General features: G+C 73.3%; 24 protein-coding genes. 7 read left to right on the forward strand and 17 right to left on the reverse strand.

The window, feature by feature from the left end:
• Window positions 1–29 precede the first annotated feature (29 nt).
• The 9 genes from IEZ00_RS33850 to shbA all read right to left on the reverse strand — a co-directional run bounded on the left by IEZ00_RS33850 (window position 30) and on the right by shbA (window position 10,541).
• Window positions 30–374 (reverse strand): hypothetical protein, encoded by a 345-nt coding sequence (locus IEZ00_RS33850; RefSeq protein WP_189227465.1) that lies wholly within the window; start codon window positions 372–374, stop codon window positions 30–32.
• Between the two features lie 86 nt (window positions 375–460).
• Complete coding sequence (gene malQ, locus IEZ00_RS33855) at window positions 461–2,329, reverse strand: 4-alpha-glucanotransferase (RefSeq protein ID WP_189227466.1); 1,869 nt, start codon at window positions 2,327–2,329, stop codon at window positions 461–463.
• A 118-nt stretch (window positions 2,330–2,447) separates the two neighbouring features.
• Window positions 2,448–3,368: a LacI family DNA-binding transcriptional regulator gene (locus IEZ00_RS33860; protein WP_189227489.1), complete on the reverse strand. Its 921-nt coding sequence runs from the start codon at window positions 3,366–3,368 to the stop codon at window positions 2,448–2,450.
• A 94-nt stretch (window positions 3,369–3,462) separates the two neighbouring features.
• Complete coding sequence (locus IEZ00_RS33865; RefSeq protein ID WP_229796370.1) at window positions 3,463–4,011, reverse strand: TetR/AcrR family transcriptional regulator; 549 nt, start codon at window positions 4,009–4,011, stop codon at window positions 3,463–3,465.
• Between the two features lie 130 nt (window positions 4,012–4,141).
• Entirely contained in the window at window positions 4,142–5,092 is a 951-nt protein-coding gene (locus IEZ00_RS33870; protein ID WP_189227491.1) for an LLM class F420-dependent oxidoreductase, read from the reverse strand.
• A 71-nt stretch (window positions 5,093–5,163) separates the two neighbouring features.
• Window positions 5,164–6,012: a M23 family metallopeptidase gene (locus IEZ00_RS33875; protein ID WP_229796371.1), complete on the reverse strand. Its 849-nt coding sequence runs from the start codon at window positions 6,010–6,012 to the stop codon at window positions 5,164–5,166.
• 460 nt (window positions 6,013–6,472) lie between these two features.
• Window positions 6,473–8,563 carry a transglycosylase domain-containing protein gene (locus tag IEZ00_RS33880; protein ID WP_229796372.1) on the reverse strand — a complete coding sequence of 697 codons (2,091 nt, stop codon included), beginning with the start codon at window positions 8,561–8,563 and terminating at the stop codon, window positions 6,473–6,475.
• Between the two features lie 234 nt (window positions 8,564–8,797).
• Window positions 8,798–9,838 carry a carbohydrate kinase family protein gene (locus tag IEZ00_RS33885; protein ID WP_189227468.1) on the reverse strand — a complete coding sequence of 347 codons (1,041 nt, stop codon included), beginning with the start codon at window positions 9,836–9,838 and terminating at the stop codon, window positions 8,798–8,800.
• 22 nt (window positions 9,839–9,860) lie between these two features.
• Window positions 9,861–10,541 carry an RNA polymerase sigma factor ShbA gene (gene shbA / locus IEZ00_RS33890; protein ID WP_189227469.1) on the reverse strand — a complete coding sequence of 227 codons (681 nt, stop codon included), beginning with the start codon at window positions 10,539–10,541 and terminating at the stop codon, window positions 9,861–9,863.
• A gap of 350 nt (window positions 10,542–10,891) precedes the next feature.
• Between shbA and IEZ00_RS33895 the strand changes: the two genes are divergently transcribed.
• The 3 genes from IEZ00_RS33895 to IEZ00_RS33905 all read left to right on the forward strand — a co-directional run bounded on the left by IEZ00_RS33895 (window position 10,892) and on the right by IEZ00_RS33905 (window position 12,532).
• Window positions 10,892–11,722, forward strand: coding sequence for an alpha/beta fold hydrolase (locus tag IEZ00_RS33895; protein ID WP_189227470.1), 831 nt, complete (start codon window positions 10,892–10,894; stop codon window positions 11,720–11,722).
• Window positions 11,723–11,783: 61 nt separating this feature from the next.
• Window positions 11,784–11,969, forward strand: a complete 186-nt coding sequence (locus IEZ00_RS33900) for a helix-turn-helix domain-containing protein (protein WP_189227471.1) — start codon at window positions 11,784–11,786, stop codon at window positions 11,967–11,969.
• Between the two features lie 5 nt (window positions 11,970–11,974).
• Window positions 11,975–12,532 carry a nucleotidyltransferase family protein gene (locus IEZ00_RS33905; RefSeq protein ID WP_189227472.1) on the forward strand — a complete coding sequence of 186 codons (558 nt, stop codon included), beginning with the start codon at window positions 11,975–11,977 and terminating at the stop codon, window positions 12,530–12,532.
• Window positions 12,533–12,562: 30 nt separating this feature from the next.
• Here IEZ00_RS33905 and IEZ00_RS33910 read toward each other — a convergent pair whose 3' ends face one another.
• Together IEZ00_RS33910 and IEZ00_RS33915 are read right to left on the reverse strand one after the other, a co-directional pair.
• A complete protein-coding gene (locus IEZ00_RS33910; protein ID WP_189227473.1) occupies window positions 12,563–13,738 on the reverse strand; it encodes an MFS transporter in 1,176 nt (391 codons plus the stop codon).
• The gene (locus IEZ00_RS33915) at window positions 13,731–14,474 is read right to left on the reverse strand and encodes a DeoR/GlpR family DNA-binding transcription regulator (protein WP_229796373.1); all 744 of its coding nucleotides are present in this window, start codon (window positions 14,472–14,474) and stop codon (window positions 13,731–13,733) included. The genes IEZ00_RS33910 and IEZ00_RS33915 overlap by 8 nt, the downstream gene beginning before the upstream one ends.
• 126 nt (window positions 14,475–14,600) lie before the next feature.
• Between IEZ00_RS33915 and IEZ00_RS33920 the strand changes: the two genes are divergently transcribed.
• Together IEZ00_RS33920 and IEZ00_RS37915 are read left to right on the forward strand one after the other, a co-directional pair.
• Window positions 14,601–15,335, forward strand: coding sequence for an SIS domain-containing protein (locus IEZ00_RS33920; RefSeq protein ID WP_189227475.1), 735 nt, complete (start codon window positions 14,601–14,603; stop codon window positions 15,333–15,335).
• Between the two features lie 55 nt (window positions 15,336–15,390).
• A complete protein-coding gene (locus IEZ00_RS37915) occupies window positions 15,391–16,962 on the forward strand; it encodes a penicillin-binding transpeptidase domain-containing protein (protein WP_189227476.1) in 1,572 nt (523 codons plus the stop codon).
• Window positions 16,963–16,981: 19 nt separating this feature from the next.
• On the opposite strand, the gene IEZ00_RS33930 is transcribed toward IEZ00_RS37915, so the two are convergent.
• The 4 genes from IEZ00_RS33930 to IEZ00_RS33945 all read right to left on the reverse strand — a co-directional run bounded on the left by IEZ00_RS33930 (window position 16,982) and on the right by IEZ00_RS33945 (window position 21,808).
• On the reverse strand, window positions 16,982–18,883 hold the full coding sequence (locus tag IEZ00_RS33930; RefSeq protein ID WP_189227477.1) for an ABC transporter ATP-binding protein: 1,902 nt from the start codon (window positions 18,881–18,883) through the stop codon (window positions 16,982–16,984).
• A gap of 39 nt (window positions 18,884–18,922) precedes the next feature.
• The gene (locus IEZ00_RS33935) at window positions 18,923–19,741 is read right to left on the reverse strand and encodes an enoyl-CoA hydratase/isomerase family protein (protein WP_189227478.1); all 819 of its coding nucleotides are present in this window, start codon (window positions 19,739–19,741) and stop codon (window positions 18,923–18,925) included.
• Between the two features lie 63 nt (window positions 19,742–19,804).
• Window positions 19,805–20,014 carry a helix-turn-helix domain-containing protein gene (locus IEZ00_RS33940; RefSeq protein WP_015103570.1) on the reverse strand — a complete coding sequence of 70 codons (210 nt, stop codon included), beginning with the start codon at window positions 20,012–20,014 and terminating at the stop codon, window positions 19,805–19,807.
• 165 nt (window positions 20,015–20,179) lie between these two features.
• The gene (locus IEZ00_RS33945; protein ID WP_189227479.1) at window positions 20,180–21,808 is read right to left on the reverse strand and encodes an ABC-F family ATP-binding cassette domain-containing protein; all 1,629 of its coding nucleotides are present in this window, start codon (window positions 21,806–21,808) and stop codon (window positions 20,180–20,182) included.
• 141 nt (window positions 21,809–21,949) lie between these two features.
• Here IEZ00_RS33945 and IEZ00_RS33950 point away from each other — a divergent pair, with 141 nt between their 5' ends.
• A complete protein-coding gene (locus tag IEZ00_RS33950; RefSeq protein ID WP_189227480.1) occupies window positions 21,950–22,711 on the forward strand; it encodes an SDR family oxidoreductase in 762 nt (253 codons plus the stop codon).
• Between the two features lie 85 nt (window positions 22,712–22,796).
• On the opposite strand, the gene IEZ00_RS33955 is transcribed toward IEZ00_RS33950, so the two are convergent.
• On the reverse strand, window positions 22,797–23,225 hold the full coding sequence (locus tag IEZ00_RS33955; RefSeq protein WP_189227481.1) for a hypothetical protein: 429 nt from the start codon (window positions 23,223–23,225) through the stop codon (window positions 22,797–22,799).
• Complete coding sequence (locus IEZ00_RS33960; RefSeq protein ID WP_189227482.1) at window positions 23,218–23,736, reverse strand: SigE family RNA polymerase sigma factor; 519 nt, start codon at window positions 23,734–23,736, stop codon at window positions 23,218–23,220. The genes IEZ00_RS33955 and IEZ00_RS33960 overlap by 8 nt, the downstream gene beginning before the upstream one ends.
• A 14-nt stretch (window positions 23,737–23,750) precedes the next feature.
• Here IEZ00_RS33960 and IEZ00_RS33965 point away from each other — a divergent pair.
• On the forward strand, window positions 23,751–23,962 hold a 212-nt coding region (locus IEZ00_RS33965), incomplete at its 3' end, for a hypothetical protein (protein ID WP_229796374.1).

The following is a 23,962-nucleotide window of genomic DNA, read 5'->3' on the forward strand; positions in this document are numbered from 1 at the left end:
ACGCGGGGAATCCCTATCCGTTGCAGATATCAGGCTCTGCGGCCGTGCGACCGGACCAGCTGGCCCCGCGCCGCGACCAGCAGCAGCCGGGCCTCCTGGAACTCCAGGTAGCGCAGGTGCTCGCAGGCCGCTTCGGCGCACGCCAGCGCCTGGGACATCGCGTCGTCGGGCACGCCGTCGGCGGCTGCTCTCACCGCGGTGCGCAACGCGGTCTCGGCGCTGTGGGCGCTCTCGATGGGGTCGGTGAGGCTGCTCGGCCGCACGGCGGCCAGCACCCGCTCGACGGCGACTTCCAGCTCGTCGACGGGGTTCTTGCTCATCTGCGCGGGAATCTCGGGCATCAGCCCGGTGCGGGACACCAGGTCGGTGTTCACGGGTGATTGCCACCTCCAACCGTGACGTGGGTGACGTTTGACCATACTGCGCGGGCACGCCGCCTGCGGTGACGTGCTTGTTTCACTCATCCGGAACGCCCGGCCCGCAACGCCGCGGCCGCGGCGCGCACGCGGGGGTCGGCGAAGACCGCTTCCAGGGGGACCGGGAGCGGGATGCGCCAGTTCGGGTACTGGTCGACGGTGCCTGGCAGGTTGGGCTGGCGCACTTCGCCCAGCGCGTCCTGCGGCGAGCTCAGCAGCAGCACCGACGGCGCCTTCGCCAGCAGCGCGTGGAACGCGATGACCAGATCATCGTCGAGCACTCCCTCCTGCCGGAGCAGCTCGACCAACTGGTCTCGTTCAGCCGCGGCGGCTTCGTATTCCCCCTCCGGCGATCCTTCAAACAACCCCAGTTCGGCTCGCACCCGAACGTGTTCCCCCGCCAGGAAGCCCGCCGCCGTGGGCAGGTCGTGGGTGGAGATGCTGGCCATCGCGGTGGGCCGCCACTTCTCCGGCGGGACCAGCGGCTGGTCGGGCAGGTCGTACTCGCGCTGGAACCACAGCACCGCGGAGCTGAGCATCCCGTGCGCGTGCAGCGCCTCGGTCACCTTGGGCTCGACGGTGCCCAGGTCCTCGCCCACCACCACGGCGCCCGCCCGGTGGGCCTCCAGGGTCAGCACGGCCAGCATCGCCTCGGCGTCGTAGTGCACGTAGGTGCCGCGCTTGGCGGGCTCGCCCGGCGGGATCCACCACAGCCGCCACAGGCCGGCGACGTGGTCGACCCGGATGCCGTCGGCGTGCCGCAGGACGCTGCGCAGCACCGCGCGGAACGGCTCGTAGCCCTGCTCGGCCAGCCGGTCGGGCCGCCACGGCGGCAGGTTCCAGTCCTGGCCGAGCTGGCTGAAGGCGTCCGGCGGGGCGCCCACGCGGACGTCGGCGGCGAAGGCGTCGCGCACCGCCCAGGTGTCCGCCCCACCGGGGTGGACCCCGACCGGCAGGTCGTGCACGATGCCGACCGACATGCCGGCATTGTGGGCGGCGGCGCGGGCGGCGGCCAGCTGCGACTCGCACAGGCGCTGCAGCCAGGCGTGGAAGACCACCCGGTCGTGGTCGGGGGTGGCGGTCGCGGGGTCGCGCTGCTCCTCCGGCCACGTGCGCCAGTCCGGGCCGTGCACCTCGGCCAGCGCGCAGAACCGGGCGAAGTCGCGCAGCTCCCCGGTGGGCTCCTCGGGCTCCTCCTGCCGCCACAGCAGTTCCAGCGCGGCCTTCTTGGCCGCCCACACCGCGTCGTAGTCGATCAGCTCGGTGTCGTTGTCCGGCCGCAGCGCCAGCACCCTGGCGCGGGTCCGATCGTCCGCGCGGGCGAACGCGGGCAGGTCGGTGACGCGCAGGTACAGCGGGTTGGCGAAGCGGCGGCTGCTGGGCGAGTACGGGGATCGCTCGACCGGGTGGGTGGGGCTGACCGCCTGCACGGGGTTGACCAGCAGCACCCCCGCGCCCAGTTCGCGGGCCGACCGCTCGGCGACCGCGGCCAGGTCGCCGTAGTCGCCCATGCCCCACGACCCGTTCGAGCGCATCGAGTACAGCTGGAGCATCCAGCCCCAGGTCCTGGGCACCGGGGGCAGGGCGCGCGGCGCGACGACCACGGTCCGCTCGCCCAGCCGGTGGTAGCCCAGGGGAAGCGCCGCGGGCAGCTCGACCTCGCCGCCGTCCTCCAGCACCACCGAGCCCGGCTCGTCGAGCACGTCGCCCTCGCGCAGGACCAGCGTCCGGGGCGCGGGGCGCGGAGCCGCCAGCGCGCGCCGCACCGCTTCCGGGGTGGAGGCGTCGACGTCCAGCTGCGCCAGGACGGCCACCACCACGTCCTCGTCGACCTCGGCCCGTTCCCGGTTGGCGTCCTCGTACCAAGTGGCCACACCATGTGCTTCGGCCAACGCGGCCAGCTCGTCGTTCACAGAGGACAGCTTCGCGTCACCCTTACCCAACCGCCAGTTGGGGTTAGGCCGGTCACCCGATGGTCGCACGAAGTTCAACGGCTGGTGATGCCCCTGTCAGGTGATCACCCGGAGGAGATCATCCGATGTAGGGGCCGGTGGAGTTCCGCACCACCAAGTGCGCCGACGGCGGGCCGCTCTCGACCCGTTCGCCGCGCAGCAGGCCCAGCAGCTCGGCGGCGGCGTGCTCGCCGCGCTCCCGCCACGCGCCCTCCACCGCGGTCAGCCCGACCGCCCGCGCCAGCTCCGGCCCCTCCAGGCTGACGATCGACACGTCGGCGGGCACCTCGCGGCCGTCCCGGCGCAGCCGCAGGAACAGCCCCAGCGCGACCTCGCCGCTGGAGCTGACCACCGCGGTGGGCAGCCTGCCGCCGTCCAGCAGCGCGTCCACCACCTGCTCACCGCCCACGACCGTGGGCGAGGACCACACCGTCCACTCCGGGCGCACCGCCAGCCCCTCGGCGACCAGCACCTCGTCGTAGGACTCGTCCACGCCCTCGGCCAGCACCAGCGCGACGTCCCGGTGCCCCAGCCCGATCAGGTGCCCCACCGCCAGCCGCAGCGACTCGCGCAGGTCGTCCTCGGGCACCGCGACCACCGGCACGCCCACCCCGCCCAGCGCGGCGCGCTCGTCCTCGCTGAGGCGGACCGCCAGCGCCAGCACGCCGTCCACCCGGCGCCCCAGCGGCACGTCGTCGAAGAACCGGGCGCGGGCCTCGGCGTCGTGCAGCACGTACAGCAGCACGTCGTACCCGGCCTGCCGCAGCGCGCTCTCGGCCCCGGCGAGCAGGTCGCCCCGCCCGACGTCGGCGGTGAGCACGGCGACCGCGTAGCGCCGCCCGCCCGCCAGGCTGGAGGCGTCGCGGGCGATGGCGTAGCGCATCCGCTTGGCCACCTCGGTGACGTACCGGCGGGTCGCCTCGGACACCCCCGGCTCCCCGCGCAGCGCCCGCGACACCGTCGCCGCGGACACCCCGGCGGCCCGCGCCACGTCGGACATGCTCGTCAACCCACACCTCCTTGCCTCACCCGAGGGTAGCGACGCGGGTGGCACCCCCCTCGCGGCGACACCGGCAAGCGCTTGCGCATGGTCTTCACGCGGGACGCAGGGCGGCGAGCACGAAGTCCGCGATCTCCTCGCCCAGCCGCGTGGGCGACTTGGCGCCGTCGGGCCGGTACCAGGTGGGCAGCTGGTTCACCACGCCCAGCGCGATCAGCACGACGGTCTCCGCGGGCACGGCGGAGCTGAACTCGCCCGCGGCCTGGGCCCGCTCCACCACCGAGCGGAACGCCTCGTGGTAGCGCCGCCGCTCGGCCCGGAAGGCGGCCCGCCGCTCGGCGCCGAGCCGGTGCGCCTCGCGCAGGAACACCACCGTCTCGTCGGCGCTGTCCGCGGTGGTCTCCACCAGGCTGACCAGGACCAGCCGCACGGTGGTCGCCGGGTCCAGGCCCAGCGCCAGCACCCGGCGCAGGTCGGCCACCTGCCTGTCCAGCAGCGACCGGTAGATCTCGAACAGCAGGTCGTCCTTGGACCCGAAGTGGTGGTAGAGCGCGCCCTTGGTGACCGAGGCCGCCTCGACGACCTGCTGCACGGTGGTCGCGTCGAAGCCCTGGGCGGCGAACAGCCGCACCGCCGCGCGCACGATCCGCGCGGCGGTGGCACTCCGATCCGGTCCGGCGCGATCGGGTGCGGCGCGATCGGGTGCGGCGCGATCGGGTCCAGCGCGATCGGGTCCGGCGCGATCGGGTCCGGCGCGATCGGGTCCGGCGGGGTCAGGCGCCCGGCGCGAGACCACGGGCCAGCTCCAGCGGGTCGGCCCCGGTGGGCAGCAGGGCGACGATCGGGGTGTCCACGCCGTTGGCGACGTACCGGGCGACCCGCTCGCGGCAGGCGGGCAGGCTGCCGTGCACGACCAGCTCGTCGACCACCTCGTCGGGGACCAGCGCGCCCGCACCGCGCCGGTCCCCGGCGGCCCACGCCTCGTGCATCGGCCGCAGCGCCTCGCCCCGGCCGAGCCAGTCGTGAAACGCCGCGTAGGCGGGCACGGTCAGGTAGGTGCTGATGAGCATCCGCCCGAGCGCCCGCGCGGCGTCGGCGTCCTCGGTGGGGCAGACGAAGATCCGCGCGGCCAGCTCGGCCCGGCCCAGCTCGGCCCGCACCCTGGGCACGTCGTCGGCGCCGAGCCAGTTGGTGATGGCGCCGTCGGCCTCGCGCGCGGCCAGCCGCAGCATCCCCGGCCGCAGCGCGGCGAGCATGATCGGCACCGGCCGCTGGGGCACGCGTTCGAGCCGGAACCCGCGCACCGAGAAGGTCTCGTACTCGTGGTCGACCTTCTCGCCCGCCAGCGCGGCCTTGAGGAAGCGCAGCGTGTCGCGGGTGCGCTTGAAGGGCTCGGTGAACTCGACGCCGTTCCACCGCCGCACGATGGCGGGCGAGGAGGAGCCGATGCCGAGCACGAACCGCCCGCCGGAGACCTCGGCCAGTGTGGCCGCTGTCATAGCCATCGTCGCGGGTCCTCGGGTGTAGACCGGCGCGATCGCGGTACCCAGTCGCAGGGAGCCCGACCACTGGGCGGCCAGCGCGAGCGGGGTGAACGCGTCGGTGCCGCTGGTCTCCGCCGACCACACGTCGGTGCAGCCGAGGTCGGCCAGCTCGGCGACCAGCTCGCGGTGCTCCAGCACCGGCACGCCGGTCAACGGCAGGGTGATGCCCCAACGACCCACGATCGCCTCCCGAGGTTCGGGGGTCACCGTACCTCAGGTACCGACCGGTCGGTATGACGTCCGGGACGGGGTCAGAGCGAGATGCCGCGCTGGTTGAGCCAGCCGATCGGGTCGATCTTCTGCGAGCCGCCGATCCAGACCTCGAAGTGCAGGTGCGGACCGGTGGACTGGCCGCGGTTGCCCATGGTGGCGATCTGCTCGCCCGCCTGGACCCGCTGACCGCGCGCCGCGGTGATGGTGTCGACGTGGCCGTAGACGGTGATCGTGCCGTCGTCGTGCTGCACCCGCACCCACAGGCCGAAGCCGCTGGCCGGACCCGCCTCGACGACCACGCCGTCCATCACCGACAGGATCGGGGTGCCGATGGCGTTGGCGATGTCGACGCCGTAGTGCGTGGTGCCCCAGCGGGCGCCGAAGCCGGAGGTGAACTGGCCCTGGGCGGGCTTGACCGCCGTGGGCCTGCTGGCGGTGCGGGGGGCCTCGGCGGGCCGGGCGACCTGCTCCGCTTCCTTCTTCTTGGCCTCTTCCTCGGCGGCGGCCCGCTCGGCGGCGACGCGCGCTTCCTCGGCCTTCCTGGCCTCTTCGGCTTCCTGCTGCTTCTTCTGCTCGGCCTGCCGCGCGGCGTAGCCGTCGGCCGCGTGCCTCATGGCCTCGTCGACGTGCTGGCGGGCGTAGAGGGCCTCGGTCCGCAGGAGCTTCGCGGCCTCCAGGCCGGGCTCGATGGCGTGGACCGTCCTGGCCTGGTAGCCGGCGGGGACGCTGGTGCTCTCGGCCGCCAGCGCCGCCGCGAAGTCCGCGCCCGCCGCCAGCGGGACGCCGGTGGTGCCCGCGCCCTGCGCCACGCCGACGCCGCCCGCCAGCGCGCTCGCCGCCACGACGGCGGCCGCGACCCGGCCGGTCAGGGGGGACTTCTCCGCCACGCGGTGCGCGCCGCGCTGGCCGTCGCACTTCGGGGGAGCGACGAACGCGCTTCGACCGCGGGCTGTTGAATGCCGTGCCACTGCTGTGCCTTCCTGCCTCGGGGAGCCCGGGCCGGGGACGCTGGCGGGGGAACCAGGTGGCGCCGCTTTCGGGGAGCGACGACGTGTCCCTTCGGTGACCGAACCGTAACTTGCGGCCGGAAACGTAACCCCACGTGACGGCGAAAGGCAAGAGCTAGCCCCCGAAGTGCGACAATCGGTGAGAAAGCCCACTGTTTATCACTCTAAGTGATCATAGACCGGGACGTCTCGATAAAGGGCCGTTATCTTCGCAGGTCACCGAGGCGCGGGGGTGGTTTCGGACGGTGGCGTCCGGGGCATCCGAGCGGGTTGGGCCGCAACGCGACCGGGGCCGGAACCCAGCTGGGTTCCGGCCCCGGTGAGCGGGTATTCGTCCAGGTCAGCGGTACTGCGGCGACGCCTCCGGCAGCGGCTTGACCTCCAGGCCCTTCCCGTCGTGGATGGCCTTCATCGCGTTGAACCAGGTCGGCGCGGCCACGTCGCCACCGGTGACCCCGGTGCCGCTCCGGCCGCACAGGTACGGCGGGTTGCCGGGGCAGATCACCTGCGGGGCCACGCCGTCGGTGAAGGTCAGCACCGCGCCCGCGTACTGCGGGGTGGCCCCCATGAAGCCCACCGACCAGTGGTCCTCGGTGGTGCCGGTCTTGCCCATCATCGGCCGGTTCCAGCCCGTCCTGGACGCCGCGCCCGCCGCCGTGCCCCCCGGCTTGGTGTCCGCGCTCATGCCCACCACCAGGCTGTTGGCCAGCTCCGGGGCCACCGCCTGCTCGCAGGGCAGCTCCTTGAGCTGCACCGGCTTGCCCTCCCGGTCGATCACCTGCTCCACCGGGGTCGGCGGGCACCAGGTGCCGCCGCTCATCAGCGTGGCCGCCACGTTGGACATCTCCAGCACGCTGGTCGGGCCCGCGCCCAGGGTGAACGAGCCGCTGTTGTCGCGCTTGTACTGGTCGCCCTGCGAGGGGCCGTTGGAGCCGTCGGCCTTGAGCGGCTCGCCCTTGGCGTTGACCCCCTGCATCGACTCGCGCAGACCCAGCCGGTAGGCCATGTCCACGACGTTGTTCAGGCCCGCCTTCTCCTCCAGGATGATGAAGCCGGTGTTCGGGGACGTCGCCAGCGCCTCCGTCAGCGTCATCCGCTCCTTGTAGTTGTCGGAGTAGTTCTTGACCGTGTAGCCCTTGTTGCCGTCCTTGTAGACCCGCGAGGTGTAGGTGCGCGGCACCTCGATCATCTGGTCGATGCGGGCGACGCCCTTCTCCAGCGCCGCCGCGGCGGTGAACACCTTGTAGATCGACCCCGAGCCGAAGCGGGTCACCTCGGCCGGGATGGAGTAGGCGCTCTGCCCCGCCTCGGCGTTGTTGCCGAAGTCGCGGTTGGCGGCCAGCGCGCGCACCCGGTGCTTGTCCGTGCCGGGCTGCACGACCGCCATGGCGTTGGCGATGCCGGGCGCGGTCTTGGGCACCTGGTTCTCCGCCGCCTGCTTGGCCGCCCTGGTGGCGTCGGGGTCCATCGTGGTCCGGATCGTGTAGCCGCCCTTGAGCAGCTCGTCGGTCGACAGGCCCACCTTGTCCAGGTAGTCCACCAGGTAGCGGCAGAAGAAGCCGTACACCGGGCCGTCACCCGCGCCGACGCAGCCGTTGGGCAGCAGGTCCAGGTCGGGCACCACGCCGATCTCGGTGGCCTTGTACTCCTCGGCCTTCTGCTCGGCCACCGCCGGGTCGTCGCCGAACGCGCCGTTGTCGCGCATCGCGTCGATCACCGTGTTGCGGCGCTTGATCGCCGCTTCCGGGCCCGCCTCGGGGTTGAGCGCGCTGGGTCGGTTGACCAGGCCCGCCAGCAGTGCGGCCTGCGGCACGGTGAGCTTGTCGGGGGTGGTGTTGAAGTAGGTCGCCGCGGCCGCGCCCACGCCGTAGGTGCCGTTGCCGAAGGGGACGATGTTGAGGTAGCCGGCGAGGATCTCGTCCTTGGTCATCGTCTGCTCCAGCTGGGTCGCGATCCGCGCCTCGCTGATCTTGCGGCCCAGGCTGACCTCGGTGGCCTTCTCGTAGGCCTCCTCCGAGCCCTGGCCCACCACGAACGCCAGGTAGTTCTTCACGTACTGCTGGGTCAGCGTCGAGGCGCCCTGCGAGGTCTCGCCGTCCACGCCCGCCTTGGCCGCGGCGCGGGCGATGCCCTGCCAGTCCACGCCCTTGTGCTCGTAGAACCGCTTGTCCTCGATCGCGATGATCGCCGCCTTCATGGTGTCGGCGATGTCCTCGAAGGCGACCGGGATGCGGTACTGGTCGTAGAGGTAGGCGATGGGCTGGTCGTTCATGTCCAGCACCGTGGTCACCAGCGGCAGCTCGGCCTTGGCCAGCTCACCGGAGGTCTGGTCCACGGTGTCGGCCGCGCGGTTGGAGGCCAGCCCGAGGCCGCCCACGACCGGGAACAGCAGCGCGGCGACGAGCACGCCCGCCGTCAGGCACAACCCCACCAACTTGACCAGACTTGTCGCGCGCGCGGCGAACACTGAACCAGCAACCCCTTCCGGACCGGCGGGACCCGACGCCCCCACCCAATAAAGTCGTCCGAGATCGCTTCGGGTTGCCTGGAGTCGGCAGTTTTCTCCCAGCGATCTTCGGCGACGGGTCCCGAAGTTACTCCTGCCCGGTTGAGCGCGACGTGAAACCCCCTCACCCGGATGGTCCAGCTCTCACTGCGATCCCGGTCACCTCGTGCGCAGCCGGATGGTGGCGCTGGCCCGGCGCACCTCCGCGTCCCCGTGGTCGGGCAGCAGGTCCTCCAGGAAGCCGTAGGCGCGCAGCTCCGGGTCGTCGGCGCTGCGCCTGCTGACCGTGCGCCACCAGGTGGCGATGTCGCCCCAGCCCGGCGCCGACAGCGACCCGCCGAAGTGCTGCACCGACAGCGCCGCGCACAGGTTGGCGAAGCGCACCCGCTGCTCCAGCGGCCACCCGGCCAGCGTGCCCACCACGAAGCCCGCGCCGAACACGTCCCCCGCGCCGGTGGAGTCCAGCGCCGCGACGTTGAGCCCCGGCACGTCCACCACCTCGCCGGTGGCCGAGTCCACCGCGACCGCGCCCCGTCCTCCTCTGGTGACCACCACCACCGGCACGTGCTCGGCCAGCGACGCGGCGGCCCGCTCCGCGGAGTCGCAGCGGGTGTAGCGGGTGGCCTCGACCTCGTTGGGCAGGAACACCTGGTAGCCGTCGAGCCTGCGCAGCAGCTCCGGGGCCCAGACCTCGGTGCGGTCCCAGCCGATGTCGGCGAACAGCAGCGCGCCGCCCTGCCTGGCGCTGCGCACCCACGCCTCCTCCTCCGGCCCTATGTGGACGAAGCACGCCCGCGTCCGCGGCGGCGGGTCGAGCAGCTCGTCCGCGGGCACCGGGGGCCGGTGGCCGTGGGTGACCATGCTGCGGTCGCGGTCCATCGCCATGGACACCGTCACCGGGGAGTGCCAGCCGTAGAACCGGCGGCAGTAGCTCAGGTCCACGCCCTCCTGCTCGGCGAGCACCTCCCAGCAGAAGTCGCCGTAGACGTCCTCGCCGAACGCCGCCGACAGCGCGGTGCGCAGGTTGAGCCTGCGCAACGCCACGGCCAGGTTGGCGATGCCGCCGGGGCAGGAGCCCAGCCCCTCCGCCCACACCTCCGTGCCAGGCGCGGGCGGTCGGGGCAGGCCGGTGAAGATGATGTCCAGGAACACCGTGCCGGACAGCAGCACGTCGAACTGGGGCTCGTCGGCGGTCGTCATCCCCACACGATGCCAGGCCCGTTCAGCCGTTCGCAGCGGCGAACATCTCCCGCATCCTGGCCAGCGCGCGGTGCTGCGCCACGCGCACCGCGCCGGGGGTGGAGCCGACCGCGGCGGCGGTCTCCTCCGCGGACAGGCCCACCGCGACCCGCAGGACCAGGATCTCCCGCTGCCGCTCGGGCAGCTTGCGCAGCAGCAGCGCCACGTGCTCGATCAGCTCGCCGTTCACCGCGCGCTGCTCCGGCCCGTCCTCCAGGGTCGGCGAGTCGGGCAGTTCGGGCACGACTTCCGCCCGACTGCGCACAGCTCGCCTCCGGGCGTCGGCCACCTTGTGCGCGGCGATGCCGTAGACGAAGGCGAGGAAGGAACCCGGCTCGTAGCGGTACTTGCCCAGCGCGGACACCACCGCCAGGCAGACCTCCTGGGCGATGTCCTCGGCGGAGACCAGGGTCCGCTCGCGGGTGCCGACCCTGGCCCGGCAGTAGCGCAGCACCAGCGGCTGGAGGCGGAACAGCAGCTGGTCGACCGCGCGCGACTGGCCCGCCAGCGCGTGGTCGACCAGGTCGGTGAGCTCGGCGTCGGCCAGCCACTGCGCGGTCAGCGCGCGCGACGGCCCCCCGGTGACCAGCCGGACCCGCGGACGGGGCGGTGCGACGCCGACCCCGACCGCGGTCCCCGCTCGCGCGACTGCGTGATGCCCCATCCGGCGACCTCCTCAACTCCCCCCGGCCCACCCGGCTACATGTAGGAGGACGAGGAGCCGCCCCTGATACCGGATTTGACCAAGCTGACCACGAACGCCATGGGAGCGGTCCCCACAGCACCCGAGTGGCCCCGCTGGATGAGCCGAACGGCCCAACGCCGGGAACGCTCGCGCCACCGTGGTGGCGCACCGGACACCCGGTGGCGCACGTGGTCGCCCGGTTCGGAGTAGCCCCGGTGGCCGCGGCACGGCGCCCTCCCGGCTCCTCGACACCCCGGCTTCGCGGCGGACATCACACCTGGGACCACAATGTGCCGCACATCCGATGTCCGGAGGGGGCTTCGAAGACAGTGATCGACCAGTTGAGCGTGAAGACGGAAGCGGGGGCGTTCGACGCCATCGCGGCGGGCCCCGAGGACGGCCGACCCGTGCTGCTGCTGCACGGCTTTCCGCAGGCGGCGGTGGAGTGGGAGTTCCAGGTCGCGGCACTGGGCAGGCACGGCTACCGGGCGGTGGCCCCCGACCAGCGCGGCTACTCCCCCCGCGTGCGGCCCGAGCAGGTCGCCGAGTACGGGATGGAATCGCTGGTCGGCGACGTGCTGGCGATCGCGGACGCGTTGGGCTGGTCGCGGTTCGACCTGGTCGGCCACGACTGGGGCGGCGCGGTGGCCTGGTGGACCGCGGCCGAGCACCCCGAGCGGCTGCGGTCGCTGACCGCCGTGTCCACGCCGCACCTCGGCGCGCTGGCCGAAGCGCTGCGCACCGACGAGGAGCAGCAGCGGCGGTCGGCCTACATGGCCGAGTGGCGCGACCGCGGCACCGAGAAGCGGATGCTCGCCGACGACGCCGCCGCGCTGCGGCGGATCTTCGACCGGCGGGTGCCCGCCAGCCGGGTGGACGAGTACATGCGCAGGCTGGCCGAGCCGGGCGCGCTGACCGCGGCGCTGAACTGGTACCGGGCGGGCGGCGTGGGCAACGGGCTCGGCAAGGTGTCGGTGCCCACGCTGTACGTGTGGAGCACCGAGGACGTCGCGTTCGGCTCCACCGCGGCGCTGTCCACCGGGGACTGGGTGACCGGCCCGTACCGGTTCGAGATGCTGGAGGACGTCTCCCACTGGGTGCCCGAGGAGGCGGCCGAGACGCTCACCTCGCTGCTGCTGGAGCACCTGTCGCAACGGTGATTTCCTCCTGATTTCGGCCCGGAGTTGAACCGACCCCCCGGCGTGGCACGTGTTCACCCACATGACGGAGTTGACGTACTCGGAGCGACGGGTCGCGACCCTCGCCGCGTGTGGCCACAGCAACCGTGCGATCGCGATGCGGCTGCACATCACCGTGAGCACCGTGGAGCAGCACTTGACGCGGGTGTACCGCAAGCTGGCGGTCGCCAGCCGGGCGGAGCTGAAGGGGCACAGCGCCCTAGTCTGACCCCCATGCGGGTGGCGGGGCTGTTGCTCGCCGCGGGTGCCGGACGCCGGTTCGGCGGGCCCAAGGCGCTGGTGTCGCACGGCGGTGCGCGGTGGGTCGAGTCGGCGGGCGGCGTGCTGCGCGCCGCCGGGTGCGACCCGGTGGTCGTGGTGCTGGGCGCCGAGGCGGCACGGGTCCGCGCGACAGCGGCCCTGGGTGACGCGGTGGTGGTGGACAACGCCGACTGGCCCACGGGCATGGGGTCGTCCCTGCGCGCGGGCCTGGCGGCGGCGGAAGACGTCGACGCGGTGGTGGTGCTGCCGGTGGACACGCCGGGCATCACCGCCGCGGCGGTGTCCCGGCTCGCGGCACTGGCGGCTCCGGGTGCCCTGGCGCGCGCCTCCTACGAGGGCGTGCCGGGGCACCCGGTGCTGCTCGGTCGCGAACACTGGCCCGGCGTCGCGCTGGCCGCGGTGGGCGACGCCGGCGCGCGCGACTACCTCGCCGAGCACCGGGTCCTGCTGGTGCCCTGCGAGGACGTCGCCGACGGGCGCGACATCGACCACCCCGACGACCTGCCCTGACGGCCTGCCCTGACCCGCCTGCGCGCGGCGTCAGCGGTTCGCGGGCGTCCCGCCCAGGGCTCGGGAGCCCAGCGCGACGCCCAGGCACAGCAGGGGCAGGACCGCCAGTGCCAGTGGCAGCGAGGTCGCGTGCGAGAGCAGGCCGATCAGGGGCGGGCCGAGCAGGAAGCCCGCCCAGCCCGCGGTGGCCACGCCCGCGATCGCCTGCGCGGCGTGGGCCCGTGACCGCGCGGCGGCGGCGCTGAAGACCACCGGCACCACGCACGCGATGCCCAGACCGAAGGCCCCGAACCCGATCAGCGCCGGCCAGAACCCGCCGACCAGCAGCGCCACGGCCAGGCCCACCGCGCCCACCGCCGCCAGCACGCCCACCACGCGCGCCGGACCGAAGCGGGTCACCCACCGGTCGCCCATCGCCCGGCCCGCGAACATCATCACCGCGAACACCGCGTACCCCGTGCCCGCGCTCTCCGCCGACACCCCGACGGTCTCGCGCAGGTACAGCGCCGCCCAGTCGCCCACCGCGCCCTCGCACAGCAGACCGGCGAACACCACCACGGCCAGCACCAGCACCCCTCGGTCGCGCCAGGGCAGGCCCAGCCGGTGCTCGTCCACGGCGTGGTCGTCGCCCAGCATGGCGCGGGTCAGCGGCCAGACCAGCACGGCCAGCAGCGCGGTGAACCCGGCCATCTGCGCGGCCAGTCCCACGCCGACCGAGATCAGCAGCACCCCCAGGCCGACGCCGATGAACCCGCCGAAGCTCCACCAGGCGTGGAAGCCGGACAGGATCGGCCTGCCGTACCCCCGTTCGACCGCGATGCCCTGGGAGTTCATCGCCACGTCCAGCGCGCCCTGCAGGCCGCCCCACAGCGCCAACGCCGCGAACAGCGCCGAGGGCGAGCCCGCCAGCCCCAGCGCGGGCGAGGCCAGGCCGTAGCCCAGCACCGTCACCAGCACCACCCGCCTGCTGCCCCACCGCGCCACGAGCCCGCCCACCAGCAGCATCGCCACCACCGAGCCGACCGGGGCGCCCAGCAGCGCCACGCCCAGCGTGCCGTCGTTGAGGCCCAGCCGCTCCTTGACCGCCGGGATGTGCGGTGTCCACGCCGCGAACACGGCGGCGTGCAGGGCGAACACCACCGCCGTGGCGAACCTGGCACGCCGTGCGGGCGCCCGCACGGCGGAATCGGACGCGGCGTCAGACAAGGCGCACCTCCACTCCCGCGTCGCGCAGCCGCGCGACCTCCTCCTCGGGAGCGGCCTCGTCGGTGACCACCACGTCGACCCGCTCGACCGGCCCGACCCGGCTGAACGCGGTGCGGCCGAACTTGGTGCTGTCGATGGCCACCACCACCCTGGCCGAGGCGTCCACGGCGGCGCTCTTGACCGCGCCCTCGCCGAGGTCGTGCGCGGACAGGCCGGTGCGCGCGCTGAACCCGCAGGCGCCGAGCACCGCCGTGTCGAACCGCATCACGTCGAAGGCGTGCTCGGTCAGCGGCCCGACGAAGGCCAGCTCCCCCGGCCGCACGTCGCCGCCGGGCAGCACCATGCGCACCTGGTTCGCGGTCCGCAGCGCGTCGGCCACGTGCAGGGACAGCGGCAGCACGGTCAGCCGCCGGTCGACCAGCCGCCGGGCCACCTCCAGCACGGTGCTGCCGCCGTCGAGCACCACCGTCTCGCCGTCGTCGAGCAGCCCGGCCACGGCCGCGCCGATCCGCCGCTTGACCTCCAGCCGCTGCTTGGCGCGCGCGGCGAACGGCGTCTCCTCGCCGGTGAGGGTGCTGACCGCCGCGCCGCGCACCCGCCGCAGCAGGCCCTCCCGCTCCAGCACGTCCAGGTCGCGCCGCACGGTCATCTCCGAGCAGCCGACGATCTCGGCGAGGGTGCCGACGGCGACCCGTTCTCCCTGGCGGAGGCGTTGCAGGATCACCTCGTGCCGCATAGAAACATCCATGCTGTTCATTCGAACATCTAACGTGTTCGAGGTCAACCGTTGTAGCGGTACATGCCCCGATCGGGTAGGACTGGCCTGCACCATCAGCGGTGTAGACCATTGGAGGATGACCGCATGACGACCGACCCCGGCTCCGACTACGGCGACGTCGTGCGCAACCACCTGACCAGGGTGGAGCAGCAGAACGCGGTCGCCATCGACGACGTGGCGGAGCTGGTGCTGGCCAGCGTGCGCGCCGACGGCACCGTGCTGACCGCCGGGGCGGGGCACTCGCTGGCCGCGGTCGCCGAGACCTTCTACCGCGCGGGCGGCCTGGCCTGCGTGCGCCCGATCTACCACCCCGAACTGCTGCCCATGCACGGCGCGGTGAGCAGCACCGCCGCCGAGCGCCGCACCGGCCTGGCCGCCGAGGTGCTGCGCGAAGCCGGTCTGGCACCGCACGACGTGCTGTTCGTCTTCTCCACCTCGGGGGTCAACCCCTACCCGGTGGAGCTGGCGGCGCACGCCGCCGACGCGGGCTGCCCGGTGGTCGCGGTCACCTCGCTCGCGGCCAGCGCCGCGGCCCCGCGCCGGGCGGGCACCACCCTGGCGGAGAACGCCACCGTGGTGCTGGACAACCTGGTCCCACCCGGCGACGCCACCTACCCGGCGGACGCCCCGGTCACCGCGGCGGTGTCCACGCTGGCCACCACGTTCCTGTGGAACCTGCTGATGGTGCGCCTGCTGGACAAGGCCGCCGAGGCGGGCGTGGCGCTGCCGCTGTGGCGCAGCGCGAACGTCGAGGGCGGCGACGTGGCGAACGCGGCCCTGCTGCGCAAGTACCAGACGCGCATCCCCCAGCTCGGATAATCCGCACGAATTCCCCCTGCCTCATGGCTAGCCTGCGACAGGAGGGGGGGATCTGATGCGGGAGAAGACGAAGCGGTGGGTGCTGGCCTGCGGCGCGCTGGCCACGGTGTCGATCGTCGGGGCGGGGGTGGCGCTGGTCTGGCCGGACAGCGGCGCCACCGCCCCGACCAGGTCCGCGGTCAAGCCGCCGGGGTCGGTCGCGAGCGAGTTCGTCTCGGCGATCGCCACCGGCGACGCGGCCGGGGCCGCCGGGCTGACCGACGCGGCGCAAGCCGCCGCCGAGGCGATCACCAGGACCAGGGCGGGCATGGCGCAGTCGCGGTTCCACGCGCGGCTGGGCCAGGTGCCACCGATCGCCGACGGCGCGAACGAGGTGGCGCTGGACGCGGACGTGACGTGGACGCTGCCCGGCGGCGCACCCCTGGAGTACCGGACCAAGGTGGTGCTGCGCCTGGCCGGGGAGCAGTGGAAGGTGCGCTGGACGCCCGCCGTGCTGCACCCGGCGCTGGGCGAGGGCCAGTCCCTGGCCTACACCAGCACCCCCGGCGACGGCGCGCTGCTGGACCGCGACGGCAACCCCGTGCCGCCCGGCTTCGCCCCGGTGGTCATGAACTCGGTCACCACCGCGGCGGGCGACCTGACCGGCACGCCCGGCTGGCAGGTCGCCGCGGTCGACGCGGCGGGCACGCCGGTGACCGTGCTGCAGGAGCAGAAGGCCCAAGTGGGGCGGACGGTGACGGTGACGCTGGACCCGGCCAAACAGCGAGCCGCCCAAGCGGCCGTAGACCAGGTGGGCGAGCAGGCGGTGGTCGTGGCCCTGCAGCCGTCCACCGGCGAGGTCCTGGCCGTGGCGCAGAACGCCGCCGCCAGCGGCCAGGGACCGATCGCGCTGACCAACTACTTCGAACCCGGTTCCACGTTCAAGGTGGTGACCGCCGCGGCGGCGATCAGCGGCGGGACCGCCAACGCCGACACCCCCGTGGACTGCCCCGGCAAGGCCACCATCGGAACCCGGCAGATCACCAACGAGGACCAGTTCGCCCTGGGCACCGTGCCGCTGCACCGCGCGTTCGCCGCCTCGTGCAACACCAGCTTCAGCAAGCTCGCGGCGGACCTGCCCGCCGACGCGCTGCCCCGCGCGGCGGCCATGTTCGGCCTCACGGCGGACTACCGGATCGCGGGCATCACCACCAACACCGGCAAGGTGCCGCCCGCCGAGTCGATCCCCGAACGGGTGGAGAACGGGATCGGCCAGGGCGTGGTGCAGACCACGCCGTTCGGCATGGCGCTGCTCGCCGCCACCGTCGCCAAGGGCTCCACCCCGGTCCCCCGGCTGATCCGCGAGATCGAGACCACCGGCGGCGCCACCAGCGCGCTGCCCGGCGGCGTGGCCACCGCGCTGCGCTCGATGATGGGCGAGGTCGTCACCAGCGGCACCGCCCGGCAACTGGCCCGCTTCGGCGGCGTGCGCGGCAAGACCGGCACCGCGCAGTTCGGCGACGGCTCCGGCGCCCACGGCTGGTTCGTCGGCTACCAGGTCGACCTGGCCTTCGCCGTGCTGGTCGTCAACGGCGGCTCGTCGAAGGCCGCCGTGGCGGTGACGGCGAACTTCCTGAGCGGTTTCTAGGAAGTCCGCCCGCGCGCGGTCACCCGGCCGGTGCGGGTTCCGCCGCTGCCGGGTGGTTCGCGCGGGCCGGGGCTTGGTCGAACTGGGTGCGGTGCAGGTCGGCGTAGCGGCCCCCGGCGGCGATCAGGTCGGCGTGGGTGCCGCGCTCCACGATGCGGCCGTGCTCGACCACGAGGATCTGGTCGGCGGCGCGGATGGTGGACAGCCGGTGCGCGATCACCAGCGCGGTCCGGCCGCGCAGCGCCTCGGTGAGCGCGGCCTGCACCGCGGCCTCCGACTCGGAGTCCAGGTGCGCGGTCGCCTCGTCGAGGATGACCACGCGCGGGCGGGCCAGCAGCAGGCGGGCGATGGTCAGCCGCTGCCGCTCACCGCCGGACAGCCGGTAGCCCCGCTCCCCCACCACGGTGTCCAGCCCGTCGGGCAGCGACTCGACCAGCGGCTGGAGCCGGGCGCGGCGCAGCGCGTCCCACAGCTCCTCGTCGGTGGCGTCCGGGCGGGGGTAGGTCAGGTTGGCGCGGATCGTGTCGTGGAACAGGTGCCCGTCCTGCGTCACCACGCCGACGGCCTCGCGCAGCGAGTCGAAGGCCAGCTCGCGGACGTCCACACCGGACAGCCGGATCGCCCCCGAGTCCACGTCGTACAGGCGCGGCACGAGCGAGGCGATGGTGGACTTGCCCGCGCCGGACGACCCGACCAGCGCCACCAGCTGCCCCCGCTCGGCGCGGAAGGAGATGCCGTGCAGCACCTCCTTACCACCGCGACTGTCCAAGGTGGACACCGACTCCAAGGAGGCGAGGGAGACCTTGTCCGCCGCGGGGTAGGCGAACCGGACGTCGTCGAACTCCACCGACACCGGCCCGTCCGGCACCCGCCGGGGCTGCTCGACCTCGGCGATCATCGGCTTGAGGTCGAGCACCTCGAAGACCCGCTCGAACGACACCAGCGCCGTCATCACGTCCACGCGGGCGTTGGCCAGCGCGGTCAGCGGCGCGTACAACCGGGTCAGCAGCAGCGCCAACGACACCACGGTGCCCGCCGCCAGGTGGCCGGTCAGCGCCAGGTAGCCGCCCAACCCGTACACCAGCGCCTGCGCCAGCGCCGACACCAGCGTCAGGCCGGTCATGAACCACCGGGTCGCCATGGCGGTGCGCACCCCGATGTCGCGCACCCGCGCGGCCCGCGCGCCGAACTCGGCGGCTTCGGCCCCCGGCCGCCCGAACAGCTTCACCAGCGTCGCGCCGGGCGCGGAGAACCGCTCGGTCATCTGCGTGATCATCCCGGCGTTGAGCGCGGAAGCCTCGCGCTGCAGGTCGGCCATCCGGTTGCCCATCCGGCGCGCGGGCAGCACGAACACCGGCAGCAGCACCAGCGCCAGCGCGGTGACCTGCCACGACAAGGTGAACATGACGGCCAGCGACAGACCCAGCTGGATCACGTTGGTCACCACGCCCGACAGGGTCGAGGTGAACGCCCGCTGCGCGCCGATCACGTCGTTGTTCAGCCTGCTCACCAGCGCGCCGGTGCGGGTGCGGGTGAAGAACGCGACCGGCATCCGCTGCACGTGCTCGAACACCGCGCGCCGCAGGTCGTAGATCAACCCCTCGCCGATGCGCGCGGACTGCCACCGCTCCACCAGGCCGAGCCCGGCGTCCAGCAGGGCGATGCCCGCGATGGCCACCGCCAGCCACACCACCACTGCGACGTCGCGACCGCCCACGACGGCGTCGACCACTCGGCCCGCGAGCACCGGCGTGCTCACCGCCAGCACCGCCGACACGACGGTCAGCAGCAGGAACACCACCAGCTTGGCCCGGTGCGGCCGGGCGAACCCGAGCACCCGCCGGAACGTGCCGCGGCGCACGCCCCTCGGCGCGTCCGAGGCCGCCATCGCACTGCGCATCAAACGCCAGGAACCGTCCACGCCAGGTGGCAACACCGGTGCGCGCGCGGACGTTCCCGACTACGCCGAAGGTGAACCGGCCTGCTCGGCCAGCTCGGCCAGCCTGCGCAGCTGGGCGGTGCGCTCGGCGCGCAGCTGCTCCTGCTCCGAGGCCCCGTCCGCGGCCGAGGCCAGCAGCGCCAGCGTTTCCCGGACCGCGCCGGGGGCGTGCCGCAGCACCGCGGTCGCCAGCTCGTCGACCGCGGCGTCCAAGCCGTCCCCCGGCACGACGGAGTTGACCAGGCCGATGCGCAGCGCCTCGTCCGCGCCCACGCGCCGCCCGGTCAGGCAGATCTCGGCCGCGCGGGCGTACCCGACCAGGCGCACCAGGGGCAGCGTGCCGCCCAGGTCGGGGACCAGGCCCAGGGACGTCTCGGCCATGCAGAACCGCACGTCGTCCGCCGCCACGCGGAAGTCGCACGCCAAGGCGAGCTGGAAGCCCGCCCCGATGGCGTGCCCGCGCACGGCGGCGATGGTGACCCGCCGAGGGTCGCGCAGCCAGCGGAAGCCCTCCTGGAACTCCGCGATCAGCGCGGCCCCGCGCTCGGGCCCCAGCCGGGTGATCTCCGGCAGCCCCGGTTCCCCCTCCACCGGAGCGCCGGTGAACATCCGCCGGTCGAGACCGGCGGAGAAGGCCCGACCGGAACCCCGGACGACCACGAGGCGGACGTCCGGGTCCAGCTGTGCGCCGATCGCCCGCAGCGCCGCCCAGGTCGAGGGCGTCTGCGCGTTGAGCACATCGGGACGATCCAACGTGATCGTCGCGCGCGGCCCGTCCACGACGAGCCGCACGCCACCGCGCTCCAGCAGGTCGGCGTCGAGGGTGGTCGGTGCCGACATGCGCGAACCTCCGGTGTCGTGCCGACGCCGCTTCCCACGACGCCCGTGTTACCGGAGGGTAGCTTACTTCTTCTTCGTGCGGGTGGCGCCACCGCGACCGCGCAGCTGCACACCGGACTCGCTGAGCACCCGGTGCACGAACCCGTAGGAGCGTCCGGTGGACTCGGCCAAAGCCCGGATGCTCGCGCCCTTCTCGTACTTCTTCTTGAGGTCAGCGGCCAGCTTGTCCCGCGTGGCACCCGTGATCCGGGCGCCCTTCTTCAGGTCAGCCACCTTGTCCCGCCTTCCGCAGACAGCAGGTCGGGCCGTGAAAGCCCCTGTCGTCGCAATGATCGAACACGCGGGGCAAGAACGCCAGGCGATCATGCGGAAAAGATCGGCCGGTGGTCGGGTGACCACGCACCGCGACCAGGGGTGACTCAGCGGAAGTGGCCGTGCTCAAGCCAATTGGACCAGTTCCAGGTACTCCTGCGACCAGTGGTCCTCGGTGCCGTCGGGCAGCAGGATCACCCGCTCGGGCTCCAGCGCCTCGACCGCGCCGGGGTCGTGGGTGACCAGCACGACCGCGCCCTCGTAGCGGCGCAGCGCGTCGAGCACCTGCTCGCGGCTGGCCGGGTCCAGGTTGTTGGTCGGCTCGTCCAGCAGCAGCACGTTCGCCGCGCTGGAGACCAGGCCCGCCAGCGCCAGCCGGGTCTTCTCACCACCGGAGAGCGTGCCCGCAGGCTGGTCCAGCTGCTCACCGCTGAACAGGAACGTGCCCAGCAGCGAGCGCAGCTGCTGCTCCGGCACGTCCGGCGCGGCGTGGCGGATGTTCTCCCACACCGTGGCGGCGTGGTCGAGCGTCTCGTGCTCCTGCGCGAAGTAGCCGAGCTTGAGGCCGTGCCCCGCGACCACCGACCCGCTGTCGGGGGTCTCCATCGAGCCGATCAGCCGCAGCAGCGTGGTCTTGCCCGCGCCGTTAAGGCCCAGGATCACCACCCGCGAGCCGCGGTCGATGGCCAGGTCGACGCCGGTGAAGACCTCCAGCGAACCGTAGGACTTGCTCAGCCCCTCGGCGGTCAACGGCGTCTTCCCGCACGGGGCGGGCTGCGGGAAGCGGATCTTTGCGACCTTGTCGGCCTGCCTGGTCTCCTCCAGGCCGGAGAGCAGCTTCTCCGCGCGGCGGGCCATGTTCTGCGCGGCGACCGCCTTGGTGGCCTTGGCGCGCATCTTGTCGGCCTGCGCCAGCAGGGCGCCCGCCTTCTTCTCGGCGTTGGCCCGCTCGCGGCGGCGGCGCTTCTCGTCGGCGGCACGGGCTTCGAGGTACTTCTTCCAGCCCATGTTGTAGACGTCGACCTCGCCGCGGGTGGCGTCGAGGAACCACACCTTGTTGACCACGTCGTCGAGCAGCTCCACGTCGTGGCTGATGACGACCAGGCCGCCGTCGTGGGACTTGAGGAACCCGCGCAGCCAGGCGATCGAGTCCGCGTCGAGGTGGTTGGTCGGCTCGTCGATCAGCAGGATCGTGCTGGACTTGGCACCGACCCCCGCCTCGGAGGCGGCGAACAGGATGCGCGCCAGCTCCACCCGCCTGCGCTGGCCGCCGGACAGCGTGCGCAGCGGCTGGGCCAGCACCCGGTCGGGCAGACCCAGGTTGGAGCAGATCCGCGCGGCCTCGCTCTCCGCGGCGTACCCGCCCAGCGCGGCGAACCGCTCCTCCAGCCTGCCGTACTTGCGCACCGCGTCCTGCAGTTCGACGTCGTCGACCAGCTCGGCCATGGTGGACTGCGCCTTCTCCATGTCGCGCAGCAGCTGGTCCAGCCCGCGCGCGGAGAGCACCCGGTCCTTGGCGATGACCGACAGGTCCCCCTCGCGCGGGTCCTGCGGCAGGTAGCCCAGCTCACCGCTGCGGCGCACCTCACCCGCGTACGGCTGGCCCTCACCCGCCAGCACGCGCAGCGAGGTGGTCTTGCCCGCACCGTTGCGGCCCACCAGGCCGATGCGGTCGCCGGGCTGCACGCGCAGGGTCGCGCCGGACAGCAGGATGCGCGAACCGGCGCGCAACTCCAGATCGGTTGCGGTGATCAAGGCAACTCCGGGGGTAGTGGGGTCGTGCGGGGTCGACGGCGCCGCGCGCCGGACCTACTCGATCAAGACCACCACACGACCAGTCTACGGCCTGGCCGCCACCGGATTACCGGGCTGTGGCCACCGGCATAGATTGCCGCCATGACTTCGCAGGACTTCGCGGGCAGGACGGCACTGGTCACCGGCGCCAGCCGGGGCATCGGCCTGGGCATCGCGCGGGAACTGCTGGCCCGTGGCGCGTCGGTGACCATCACCGCCCGCAAGCCCGACCAGCTGGCCGCCGCCGCCGAATCCCTGGGCGCGCCGGACCGGGTGCTGGCGGTGGCGGGCAACGCGGGCAGCGCCGAGGACCGCCACGAGGCGGTGTCCCGGACCGTGGAGCGGTTCGGCGGCCTCGACGTGCTGGTGAACAACACCGGCATCAACCCGGTGTTCGGCTCGCTGATGGAGGCGGACCTCGACGCGGTGCGCAAGATCTTCGACGTCAACGTCGTCGCGGCGCTGGGGTTCGTGCAGCTGGCGTGGAAGGCGTGGATGGAGCGGCACGGCGGCGCGGTGGTCAACATCGCCTCCGTGGGCGGGCTGCGGTCGACCGGGGTGATCGGGGCGTACGGGGCCAGCAAGGCGGCGCTGATCCGGCTGACGGCGGAGCTGGCCTGGCAGCTCGGGCCGAAGGTGCGGGTGAACGCGGTGGCGCCCGCCGTGGTGAGGACGAAGTTCGCCGAGGCCCTGTACACCGGCCGCGAGGAGGAGGCGGCCAGCGCCTACCCGATGAAGCGGCTGGGCACACCGGAGGACGTGGCCCACCTGGTGGCGTTCCTGGCTTCGGAGCAGGCGTCGTGGATCACCGGCGAGACGGTGCTGGTCGACGGCGGCAGCCTGGCCACCGGCACCGCCGGATGAGACCCGGTCAGGCGGTGCGCCCCGCCGCGCCCTCACCGAGGACGCACCGGTGGGCGCACCGCCCGCCACCCGATCACCGCGCCGGTCAGCTCGTGGACGTGACCACCGGTCCGTCCCCCGCGCTGGTGGGGATGGGGTTCAGCGGGGTGGTCGAGGGGATGCTCCCCGGACTCGGCTGGATGGTGGTCGTGGGGGAGCCGGAGAACGGGGTTCCGGGACTGGTCTGCACGCTGGTCTCCGGAGCGGGAGTGACCTGGGGTGAGGTGGTGGTCACCTCGGCCTCCGAGGGGCCCGCCGGGCCGACGGGCTCGGAGCGCTGGCCGTTGAAGGCCAGGGTCAGGGCGACGGCTCCGACCAGGGCGGCGGTGCCCAGGCCGCTGCCGACCACGGTGGCGGTGCGGCGACGCGCTTTGACCTGCCTGCCCCGGTGGACCACGTCGAGCGCGCCGAAGGTGCGCGGCACCGGCTGGATGCCCAGTTCCTCGAAGGTCTTCCTCAGCTCGTCCTCAAGCATTGCGCGTCACCTCCTGCCACAGGGTCGCGAACTCCGCGCCGAGTCGTTGTCGCAGCACCTTCAGGCCGCGGCTGGTCTGGCTCTTCACCGTTCCGGTCGAGCAGCCCAGCGCCTGGGCCGTCTCCTCCACCCCCAGGTCGTGCCAGAACCGCAGCACCAGCACCGCGCGCTGGCGGGCGGGCACCGCCGACAGCGCCTGCCACAGCACGAGCTTGTCCTCGCTCAGGGCATCCGCCGCCGCGGGCACCTCCGGCAGCTCGCCGGTCAGGCGTTCCCGGCGCCAGCGCATCCGGCGCCGCTCGGCCAGGAACGTGCGCACGACGATCTGCCGCACGTACGCGTCCAGCCCTTCCCGGCGGACCAGCTTCGGTCCTGCCAGGTACAGCTTCAGGTACGCGGCCTGCACCACGTCTTCGGCCTCGTGCCAGTTCCCGCACAACAAGTACGCGGTGAAGCGCATCGAGTCGGCGGACCGGTCGAAGTAGCGGGTGAACTCCGCGTCCCAGTTCACGCCGTCAGCGCCTCGTGGGGGCAGGCGTCGTCGCGACCGGCGTCGTCGCAGGCGGCGTCGTCGCGATCGGCGTCGGCTGGATGCTCGTCGGACGCGGCGAGGTCTCGATCGGCACCGGCTGGACGACCGTGGGACGCGGCGAGGTCTCGATCGACGTCGTCGCAGGCGGCGTCGTCGCAGGCGGCGTCGTCGCAGGCGGCGTCGTCGCAGGCGGCGTCGTCGCAGG

The sequence above is a fragment of the Saccharothrix coeruleofusca genome (assembly GCF_014648515.1).
In the GTDB taxonomy this organism is placed as follows: domain Bacteria; phylum Actinomycetota; class Actinomycetes; order Mycobacteriales; family Pseudonocardiaceae; genus Actinosynnema; species Actinosynnema coeruleofuscum.

What these genes read in the sequence shown, in the direction of transcription:
- IEZ00_RS33935 (WP_189227478.1), bottom strand. Translation starts at nt 19,741, where the DNA reads ATGTCGGCACCGACCACCCTCGACGCCGACCTGCTGGAGCGCGGTGGC.
- shbA (WP_189227469.1), bottom strand. Translation starts at nt 10,541, where the DNA reads ATGGGGCATCACGCAGTCGCGCGAGCGGGGACCGCGGTCGGGGTCGGC.
- IEZ00_RS37915 (WP_189227476.1), top strand. Translation starts at nt 15,391, where the DNA reads ATGCGGGAGAAGACGAAGCGGTGGGTGCTGGCCTGCGGCGCGCTGGCC.
- IEZ00_RS33885 (WP_189227468.1), bottom strand. Translation starts at nt 9,838, where the DNA reads ATGACGACCGCCGACGAGCCCCAGTTCGACGTGCTGCTGTCCGGCACG.
- IEZ00_RS33900 (WP_189227471.1), top strand. Translation starts at nt 11,784, where the DNA reads ATGACGGAGTTGACGTACTCGGAGCGACGGGTCGCGACCCTCGCCGCG.
- IEZ00_RS33860 (WP_189227489.1), bottom strand. Translation starts at nt 3,368, where the DNA reads ATGTCCGACGTGGCGCGGGCCGCCGGGGTGTCCGCGGCGACGGTGTCG.
- IEZ00_RS33950 (WP_189227480.1), top strand. Translation starts at nt 21,950, where the DNA reads ATGACTTCGCAGGACTTCGCGGGCAGGACGGCACTGGTCACCGGCGCC.
- IEZ00_RS33915 (WP_229796373.1), bottom strand. Translation starts at nt 14,474, where the DNA reads ATGCGGCACGAGGTGATCCTGCAACGCCTCCGCCAGGGAGAACGGGTC.
- IEZ00_RS33920 (WP_189227475.1), top strand. Translation starts at nt 14,601, where the DNA reads ATGACGACCGACCCCGGCTCCGACTACGGCGACGTCGTGCGCAACCAC.
- IEZ00_RS33905 (WP_189227472.1), top strand. Translation starts at nt 11,975, where the DNA reads ATGCGGGTGGCGGGGCTGTTGCTCGCCGCGGGTGCCGGACGCCGGTTC.
- IEZ00_RS33955 (WP_189227481.1), bottom strand. Translation starts at nt 23,225, where the DNA reads ATGCTTGAGGACGAGCTGAGGAAGACCTTCGAGGAACTGGGCATCCAG.